The 8,700-nt window shown below is 71.3% G+C and carries 8 protein-coding genes; 4 read left to right on the forward strand and 4 right to left on the reverse strand.

Annotation, left to right across the window (positions count from 1 at the left end; translation table 11 throughout):
* Positions 1-35: 35 nt before the first annotated feature.
* A complete protein-coding gene (acs, locus tag VFL99_RS01730) occupies positions 36-2,003 on the reverse strand; it encodes an acetate--CoA ligase (protein WP_325104591.1) in 1,968 nt (655 codons plus the stop codon).
* 194 nt (positions 2,004-2,197) lie between these two features.
* On the opposite strand from acs, the gene VFL99_RS01735 reads away from it, so the two are divergent.
* The gene (locus VFL99_RS01735) at positions 2,198-2,872 is read left to right on the forward strand and encodes an acetate uptake transporter (RefSeq protein ID WP_325104592.1); all 675 of its coding nucleotides are present in this window, start codon (positions 2,198-2,200) and stop codon (positions 2,870-2,872) included.
* Between the two features lie 66 nt (positions 2,873-2,938).
* Here VFL99_RS01735 and VFL99_RS01740 read toward each other — a convergent pair whose 3' ends face one another.
* The 3 genes from VFL99_RS01740 to VFL99_RS01750 all read right to left on the reverse strand — a co-directional run bounded on the left by VFL99_RS01740 (position 2,939) and on the right by VFL99_RS01750 (position 6,017).
* Complete coding sequence (locus VFL99_RS01740) at positions 2,939-4,462, reverse strand: S8 family peptidase (protein WP_325104593.1); 1,524 nt, start codon at positions 4,460-4,462, stop codon at positions 2,939-2,941.
* A gap of 274 nt (positions 4,463-4,736) precedes the next feature.
* A complete protein-coding gene (locus VFL99_RS01745; protein ID WP_325104594.1) occupies positions 4,737-5,306 on the reverse strand; it encodes an AMIN-like domain-containing (lipo)protein in 570 nt (189 codons plus the stop codon).
* A gap of 39 nt (positions 5,307-5,345) precedes the next feature.
* The gene (locus VFL99_RS01750; protein WP_325104595.1) at positions 5,346-6,017 is read right to left on the reverse strand and encodes a helix-turn-helix transcriptional regulator; all 672 of its coding nucleotides are present in this window, start codon (positions 6,015-6,017) and stop codon (positions 5,346-5,348) included.
* 91 nt (positions 6,018-6,108) lie between these two features.
* On the opposite strand from VFL99_RS01750, the gene VFL99_RS01755 reads away from it, so the two are divergent.
* From VFL99_RS01755 to VFL99_RS01765, 3 genes are read left to right on the forward strand one after another with little or no spacing between them, the layout of a single operon-like run.
* Complete coding sequence (locus VFL99_RS01755; RefSeq protein ID WP_325104596.1) at positions 6,109-6,600, forward strand: hypothetical protein; 492 nt, start codon at positions 6,109-6,111, stop codon at positions 6,598-6,600.
* An 18-nt stretch (positions 6,601-6,618) separates the two neighbouring features.
* The gene (gene folE, locus VFL99_RS01760) at positions 6,619-7,269 is read left to right on the forward strand and encodes a GTP cyclohydrolase I (RefSeq protein ID WP_325104597.1); all 651 of its coding nucleotides are present in this window, start codon (positions 6,619-6,621) and stop codon (positions 7,267-7,269) included.
* 59 nt (positions 7,270-7,328) lie between these two features.
* A complete protein-coding gene (locus VFL99_RS01765; RefSeq protein ID WP_325104598.1) occupies positions 7,329-8,165 on the forward strand; it encodes a Fic family protein in 837 nt (278 codons plus the stop codon).
* Positions 8,166-8,700: the final 535 nt, after the last annotated feature.

Consider the following 8,700-nt stretch of genomic DNA (forward strand, 5'->3'; position numbering starts at 1 on the left):
GCTGGAGCGGCTCGGCCGGGGCGCACGCCGACGGGCTACTCGTCCTTGGCGGACTCGCTCTCCGCACGCTGCTTGATCTCGTTCACCACCGTGGGGTCGGCCAGGGTGGTGGTGTCGCCCAGGGCGCGGTTCTCGGCGACGTCCTTGAGCAACCGCCGCATGATCTTGCCGGAGCGCGTCATCGGCAGCTCCGGCGTGAACACGATGTTGGCCGGCTTGGCGATCGGGCCGATCACCTTGCCGACGTGGTCGCGCAGCTCGGCGAGCTTCTGCGTCGAGCCCTCGGCGTGGCTGCGCAACGTCACGTAGGCCACGATCGCCTGACCGGTGGTGGCGTCGGAACGGCTGACCACCGCCGCCTGGGCCACGTCGGGGTGGTCCACCAGGGCGCTCTCGATCTCGATCGTGGACAACCGGTGACCGGAGACGTTCATGACGTCGTCGATGCGGCCCATGAGCCAGAAGTCGCCGTCCTCGTCCACGCGCGCGCCGTCGCCGGCGAGGTAGGCGTCGGAGAACTTGCTCCAGTAGGTCTCCTTGAACCGCTCGTCGTCGTGGTAGAGGCCGCGGAACATGGCCGGCCACGGGCTCTTGACGACCATGTACCCGGCGCCACTGCCCGCAGGGATCTCCTTGCCCTCCTCGTCGTAGACGGCCGCCTCGACCCCGGGGAAGGGCTGCGTCGCGGAGCCCGGCTTCAGCGTGGTGAGTCCTGGGGTGGGGGTCACCATGATCATGCCGGTCTCGGTCTGCCACCAGGTGTCCACCACCGGTGTCTTTCCGCCGCCGATGTTCTCGCGGTACCAGACCCACGCCTCGGGGTTGATCGGCTCACCGACGGAGCCGAGGACCTGCAACGACGACAGGTCGTGCTGCTCGGCATACTGCGCGCCCCACTTCATGTGGGTGCGGATGGTGGTGGGGGCGGTGTAGAGGACCGTGACCCGGTAGCGCTCGACGATCTCCCACCAGCGGTCCTTGTCCGGGAAGTCCGGCGTGCCCTCGTACATCACGCTGGTCGTGGCGTTGCACAACGGGCCGAAGACGATGTAGCTGTGTCCGGTGATCCACCCGATGTCCGCGGCGCACCAGTACACGGTCTCCGGCTTGATGTCGAACACGTAGTAGTGGGTGGAGGCGACGCCGGTGAGGTAGCCGGCCGTGCTGTGCACGATGCCCTTGGGCCGGCCGGTCGTGCCGCTGGAGTACATGAGGAAGAACATGTCCTCCGAGTCCATCTCCTCGCACGGGCACGAGGCGGGGTCGTCGCTCTGGGAGTCGACGACGTCGTGCCACCAGTGGTCCCGGCCCTCGGTCATCTCGACGTCGCTGCCGGTGCGGCGCACCGCCACGCAGGTCTTGACCGTCGGCGCCTGGGCCATCGCCTCGTCCGCGATCGGCTTCAGCGGTGAGGGCTTGCCCCGCCGGTTGGAGGCGTCCTGGGTGATGAGGTACTCGCACTCCATGTCGACCAGCCGGCTGCCGAGCGCGTCGGCGCTGAACCCGCCGAACACGAAGGTGAAGGGGGCACCGATCCGCGCGAGCGCCAACAGCGTCACCGGCGCCTCGGGGATCATCCCCATGTAGACGGCGACCTTGGTGCCCTTGCCGATACCGAGGCTCTTGAACGCGTTCGCGGCCTTGACGACCCGGCGCTGCAGGTCGGCGTAGGTGATCGTCAGCCGATCGTCGACCGGCTCGCCCTCCCAGTGGTAGGCGACCTTGTCGCCCAACCCCGCCTCCACGTGCCGGTCCACGCAGTTGTAGCAGACGTTGAGCGTGCCGCCGAGGTACCACTTGGCATAGGGACGGTCCCACTGCTTCAACGTGGTGAAGTCGGTGAACCAGCTGACGCGCTCGCGGCCCTCCTTCTCCCAGAACGTGTCCGGGTCCTGCTCGTAGAAGCCCGGCTGAGCGTTCGCCTGCGCGGTGAACTCCGGGTCCGGCGGGTACCGGCGCTCCTCTGCCATCAGCGCATCGATGTTCTGACTGGTCTCAGCCATGGTGCCTCCTCGTAGTGGTCCCGTGCCGGCGAGCGCGAGCGTCCGCGGACCGGCGTCCGTGGGGAGCGGTGGTTCGTGGTCGACAGCCCCACTCAACTCCTCTTGTCCCCTCCGTTCAACCCAACGCGCTTGCCGCGATCCCCGAAGCGACTTAGCGTCGAAACGTCGTCCTTCCTCGGGCGAAAGGAGCGATCATGGCCACCACTGCCGAAAGCGACTTTCCCTCAGGAGGCACCGGCAGACGGGTCGTCCCCGGGCGACCGGGTGAGCCGGGCGAAGGGCCTGAGCGGGTCCTCCCGCCGGGCGGCGCCTTCGCCGACCCCGCACCCCTGGGGCTGGCCGGTTTCGCGATGACGACGTTCTTCCTCAGCGTCGTCAACGCCGGCCTGATCCCGGCGAGCGTGGAGGCCGGGGTCTTCGGGCTCGCCATCTTCTACGGCGGCGGCGCCCAGTTTGCCGCGGGTATCTGGGAATTCGCCAAGGGCAACACCTTCGGTGCCGTCGCGTTCTGCTCGTACGGTGCCTTCTGGCTGTCGTTCTGGTTCCTCGCCACCAAAGCCGACCTGTCCGCAGCGGGCTCGGCGGCGGGGGAGGGGGTCGGCCTCTACCTGGTGGCGTGGGCGATCTTCACGGGCTACATGATGCTCGCGTCGTTCCGGGTCTCGGGTGCGATCGCCGGCGTCTTCGTCGCCCTGTTCATCACCTACATCCTGCTGGCGATCGGTGCCTTCTCCGGTGTCACGATCTGGAACCACGCCGGCGGGTGGACGGGCATCGCCACCGCCCTCATCGCCTGGTACGCCTCGTTCGCGGCGGTGTTCAACTTCACCGCCAAGCGGCCGGTCGTGCCGGTCTGGCCCCGGGAGTGAGCCGCCAGGGCGAGGTATGCCGGGAAGCCGGCTTCCCGGCATACCTCACCTGATCAGGGGTGTGCGTCACTTCACCGCGTCGAGGGCGTCGACGATTCCCTCGCCGTAGTAGCTGTTGTCCTGCTCGGTGCCCACGCACGCCGCGCCACGCGCCGCCGTCGTGCAGACGTGGTCGTCGGCCTGCGCCCGCAGCAGCCGGACGAGCTCGGCGGGCGAGGCGTTCGGGTGGGTGGACTTCAGCAGCGCCAGGACGCCGGCCGCGTGCGGCGAGGCCATCGAGGTGCCGCTGAGCTTCGCGTAGCCACCCCAAGGCCAGGTGGACAGGACCGAGCTCCCCGGTGCGGACACGTCGATCGAGCCGAGCCCGCGGTTGGAGAAGGAGGACAGGGCACCGCTGCTGGTCAGCGACGAGGTGGTGACCACGCCGTCGAGCTCGGCCGGGATGTCCTGGCAGCTGCTGTTGATCGTGCGCAGCACCGGCTCGTCGGCGTCGTTGGGGCTGGAGTCGTTGGTCGTCTTGTTGCTGAGGTCGTAGGACGAGTTGCCGGCTGCGGCGGCGCTGACGACCCCCTTCTTCTCCGAGTAGGCGACGGCACGGCGCACCGCCTCGAGGGCCGGCGCCTGCTCCGGCTGGTCACCGCACCAGAACTCGAACGGGTCGACGTAGTAGGAGTTGTTGGTCACGTCCATGCCGTGGTCGGCGGCCCAGACGAACCCGCAGACGGCGTACTCCGGATAGATGAACCCGGCGTCGTTGACCACCTTCACCGAGGCGAGGCGGACGTTCGGCGCGACGCCGACGATGCCGATTCCGTTGCGGGCGGCGGCGATCGTGCCGGCCACGTGGGTGCCGTGGCCGCTCGTGGTCGGCTCCCAGGACCCGGGCGTCTGGTCCGGCCGGCCGGCGTTGATGCAGCTGACCGAGTCCTTGGCGTCGATGTTGGGCGCGAGGTCGGGGTGGGCGCTCTCGATGCCGCTGTCCAGCACGCCGACGACGACGTTGCGGGAGCCGTCGGTGAGGGCGTGGGCTGCGTCGGCCTTGATCATGGCCATGTCCCACTGCTCCCCCTCGCGGGGGTCCGCGGCCGGAGCGGCGGCGACCACGTCCGCGCCGGCGTAGTAGCCGGCGACCTTGTGCTGGCCCTTCTTCTGGTAGGCGGAGGCGCCGCGCGAGCCCGGAGCCTTGCTGGCCGGCAGGGCGTCGGGCGTGCCCTCGGTGACGGCCGCCGTGCGGGTCGGGCCGGCGGACTCGACGGCGTGGCCCTTGGCCAGCCGGACGACGTCGGTGCGGAAGGTGGCGTGCGTGGAGTGGGCGATGACCACGCCGATCTGCGGCCAGGACTGCGCGACGACGCCGCCGGCGTCGCGCACCGCCTGCTCGGCAAGCCGGGTCTGGCCCGGGTTGGCCTGCTTGGCGTTGACCACGTAGCTCATGAGCATGCCCTCGGGGGTGGGCACGGGCACGTGGGTGGAGGGGGGTTCGTCCGGTGCGGGTGCGGCCAGGGCCGCCCCGCCGTAGCAGCTCGCGGTGACGACCGCTGCCGAGGCGAGGGCGAGGAGGGTGCGCCGCCGGGGACGGTGATGAGCCATGGGTCTGATCTCCAGGGTGAGGAAAGAGGGGTAAGGGGCGACCCGGGGACCTCTCGGTCCTCGGGTCTGGCTGGGACCCTAGGCAGCCCGCCGGTCCGGTGGCGACGGTCTTGACGATGTCTTGACCTGTTCTTGGCCGTGTCCGGACGAACAGAACTGCGCAACCGCTCCGGTGGGTTCGGCTCAGCCGGTCCGCCCCTCACCCCACGTCAAGGGGAGGTATGCCGGGTGGAGGCACCCGGCATACCTCCCCTTCGTGGGTGGGCAGCGTGGCTCACCAGTGGTGGGCGACGTCCACGACGAGACGGGTGCCGTTGCCCGGGCCGTCCAGGGTGAGGACCCGGAACGGCAGGCGGGCCCGCACGCCGAGGCCGACGGTGCTGTAGCCCTCGAACGAGCCGGCCCAGGCGACCTGCCGGAAGGTCCGGTAGCCGGTGACGTCGGCCAGCTCCGTGGGGTGCTGCCAGCTACGGGTGGTGGGGGCGTGGGCGGTGACCTGCAGCCGGGCGCCGCCGCGCAGCGGGACGGGCGTGCCGGACCCCTCGGCGCGGACGGTCGAGACGTAGCGGACGGTGTAGCCGGCGCGGGTGTGGTTGCCGGCCAGGTCCACAACGAGTCGGTCGAAGCAGGTGTGCTGCCCGGTGCGGACGTCGCCGATCCGGGACGTGGTCAGGGGCGTGCTGTTCTTGGCGAGCGAGCCCCACGTCGTGCTGCAGGAGGGGCTGGAGGCGGTGACGGCCGGCGTGCCGGCGCTGGCTGCGGTGGTGCCCACCGCCACGGCCGAGGCGCCGGTGAGGGCCAGGGCGAGGGCGGCGGGGAGGAGGTGGCGGTGGAAGCGGTTCATGGTGTCCTCCTTCCGGACACCTCTTCCACGCGCTGCTGCTCAGACCGGTTGACGCGCGGGGTGGATCACCACGCAGCACCGGCCCGTGCGGGGGGCGAGCTCGGCGCGTGCGGGCTCCTCTCCTCGGCCCGCGAGCACCCCCCGCAGGAGGGCGTGGTTGAGCCCACAGACCAGCTCGGTGTGCCGCTGCGAGAGCTGGTGGAACGGGCAGTTGCGCAGCTCGATGTCGCCCGAGTCGGTGACCGCCGGCTCGTAGCCGCCTTCGGTGAGCGCGCTCAGCAGGTCCGAACCCTGCTCGGCGGCCGCCCGGCCTTCCGCCTCGGCCGCGGCGGCCAGGGCCTGCCGCACCGCTCCGGAGGGGTCGGCCGCCACCGCGTCGGCGAGCAGGCGGGCCAGGAGCGGGTAGTTGCGCGGCGGCAGGCTCACCGTCAGCTCGTCCTGCACCCGTTCGTACTGCTTGGCCGGCCGCCCGGCGCCCGGCCCGCTCTGCCCGGCGGGGCGGGCGTAGCTGGTGGCGAGCAGTCCGGCCTCGGCGAGGCGGTCCAGGTGGTAGGCCGCCAGCGTCCGGCTGATGCCGGCGGCAGCGGCCGCGTCCTCCCGGCGGACCGGCTCGTCCTGGCTGGCGACGTAGTCGTAGAGCCGGCGCCGCACCGGGTCGGCCAGCGTGCCCAGCCCGGACAGCGCATCCGGTCGGATCGAGTGCCTGCCCATGCCGCAAACTCTAACACCAACAACTCTTGACAAAGAGTGGCACAAGGAGAAATCTAAAAAGTATCCAGATTGTCGATAGAAGGAGCTCCCGATGACCCACTTGGCGTTGCACTCCCCCGCCCACCTGCACGCCCCCTCCCGCACCTGGACGCGGGTCCGTGAGGAGCCGGCCTACGGCGCGTTCTGGCTCCTGCGCATCGGGTTCGTCGTGCTCCCGCTGTGGATGGGTGCGGACAAGTTCGCCAACACCCTCACCTACTGGCCGCACTACCTCGCACCGTGGATCGTCGGCCTGCTGCCCTTCTCGGCACAGACGGCGATGTACGTGGTCGGCGCGATCGAGGTCGTCGCCGCGATCGCTGTCGCCCTCAAGCCGCGGTATGCCGCGTACGTCGTGTCCCTGTGGCTCGCCGGCATCGTGGTCAACCTGCTCACCTACTCCGGCTTCTACGACGTCGTGCTGCGCGACGCGACCCTGCTGGTCGCCGCCCTCGCGCTGGCCAGGCTCGCCGCGGTGTACGACAGCGCCTGGGGACGTCGTCGGCACGCGGACGCTGCGGGCGACGTGCCGCTGACCCGGTGACCGGACGGGAGCATCCAGATGACCACCGTGAACCACGAACGCATCTCGCGACCCGTCGGCCGAGCCGAGTCGGTGGGGGTGGCCCCCGCCCTGCACCTCGTCGCCTCGGTCGCGCAGCCGGACCTCGGGGAGGCGGAGGTGGCGGCCGCCGCCTTCCTCGAGGCGCTCGGGCTGCGGCTCGACTCCGAGCACCTGCGCGCCACACCGGGTCGGATGGCGCGGGCCTGGGCCGAGATGCTCACCCCGCGGCCGTTCGAGCTGACCACCTTCCCCAACGACGAGGGCTATGACGAGCTCGTCCTCGCCCGGAACATCCCGTTCCGGTCGGTGTGCGAGCACCACCTGTTGCCGTTCGCCGGCCGCGCCTGTGTCGGCTACCTGCCGGGGGACCGGATCCTGGGCCTGTCCAAGCTGGCCCGGGTCGTGGAGCACTTCGCGTGCCGGCCACAGACCCAGGAGCGGCTGACCAAGCAGGTCGCCGACTGGCTGCAGGAGCAGCTCGCACCGCGGGCCGTGGGAGTCGTCCTCTCCGCGGAGCACTCCTGCATGACCCTGCGCGGGGTCCAGGCGTCGGGCGCCATGACCGTGACCTCGACCCTGCTCGGACGGCTGCGCAGCGACCTGCGCTCGCGCCAGGAGTTCCTCTCGCTCTCCGGCGCGATGCCCTGAGACCGTCCCGGCCGGCGGCCGAGGATCGGGGACGTGGCGAGCGGCCTAGGCTGGCGGCCGTGTCTCCCGCCCCCGATCTCTCGGCCGTCCTTGGTCTGCCCGGCGTGGCCGAGGCGACCGAGCGGGCCCGGGAGGCCTGCACCTCGCTGCGCTGGCACCAGGCGTTGCGGCGGCGGACCGCCGAGGCCGCGGCCGAGTCGCGGGTGCGGGGAGCGCGCGCCAGCGCTGCCCTGGAGGGCGCGGAGGTCGACGTGGACCTGGTCCGGGACCTGGTTCGCGGCGCGCGACCGTGGCCGGCACACCCCGATCCGGTCGAGGAGACGTTGCGCGCCGCCGTGCGGGCCACGGCCGAGTCCGAACGGGTGCCTGACCTGCTGCGTCAGGCGCCGGCCCAGGCACTGGCCCGACTCCACCTGACGTGCGCCGGGTTGGTCGCGGACGAGGAGCTCGGCCGACCGCGCCAAGGTGATGAGACCGCCCGGGAACTGGCCGATCTCGGTAGCGCACCCTCGACGGACGAGGTGGCGCAACGGTTGCGCGGTATCAGCGACCTGGTCCTCGCCGACGACGCCGCCCCGGCCCTCGTGGTCGCCGCGCTCGTCCACGCGGAGATCGCCGTGGTGCGCCCGTTCACGCGGGGCAACGGCCTCGTCGCCCGCGCCGTCGAACGCGCCCTCATCCAGAGCCGCGGGCTCGACCCGACCGGTGTGGCGGTGCCCGAGGTGGGCCACCTGCGTGAGGGCACGGCTGGATACGTCGGGGCCTTGGGCGCCTACGCCGGCGGCACCGCCAGGGGAGTCGCGCTCTGGCTGGTCCACTGCGCCGACGCCGTCGTCGCGGGCGCGGGCGAGGGTGGCCGGATCGCCGACGCCGTGCTGGCGGGGCGCGTGCACTGATCTCCGCAGCGGGCGGGCCCACGCCCACTCCGGACGCATGTTGACCGGGGAAAGTCAACTCTTCACATTTGCCCGGAAGCGAGGTAGACAGGGAGGCAAGCCGACGGGCGAGAGCCCGACGACCACCGTGACCCAGCCGGGCACCCACGCGCGGCCAGTCCACTGATGGACCGATCGTGGCGGGCTCGCCCCACTGCGACATGTCAGGTGCACGCACTGGTAACCCGTCCGGGCCGCGGTCGATGGCACCTCGTGCGCGGGGTGCCATCACCTTGTCCGGCCTGCTCACCCGGGTACCGCGACGAGCCCACCGCTTGTTGACACGTCGCGAAACCCGCGTCGGTTCAGCAAATTCACAGGGTGATTTTTGGCCAAGAGATTTGCGTTCCGGGCCACCAGGGAGCACGATGGTTCTGCGCGCTCCCCCTCGGGGTCGAGCGCCCGGCGCACCGGCTCCTCCCCCCCGGAGCTGGCGCGTCGACGGCCCCCGTTGTCCCCCCGACGGGGGCCGTCCCCTTTCCTGGTGCGGCCTGGG

The organism is Segeticoccus sp., assembly GCF_035708005.1.

Coding starts and splice junctions, on each gene's coding strand:
- acs (WP_325104591.1), bottom strand. CDS start 2,003: ATGGCTGAGACCAGTCAGAACATCGATGCGCTGATGGCAGAGGAGCGC.
- VFL99_RS01735 (WP_325104592.1), top strand. CDS start 2,198: ATGGCCACCACTGCCGAAAGCGACTTTCCCTCAGGAGGCACCGGCAGA.
- VFL99_RS01740 (WP_325104593.1), bottom strand. CDS start 4,462: ATGGCTCATCACCGTCCCCGGCGGCGCACCCTCCTCGCCCTCGCCTCG.
- VFL99_RS01745 (WP_325104594.1), bottom strand. CDS start 5,306: ATGAACCGCTTCCACCGCCACCTCCTCCCCGCCGCCCTCGCCCTGGCC.
- VFL99_RS01750 (WP_325104595.1), bottom strand. CDS start 6,017: ATGGGCAGGCACTCGATCCGACCGGATGCGCTGTCCGGGCTGGGCACG.
- VFL99_RS01755 (WP_325104596.1), top strand. CDS start 6,109: ATGACCCACTTGGCGTTGCACTCCCCCGCCCACCTGCACGCCCCCTCC.
- folE (WP_325104597.1), top strand. CDS start 6,619: ATGACCACCGTGAACCACGAACGCATCTCGCGACCCGTCGGCCGAGCC.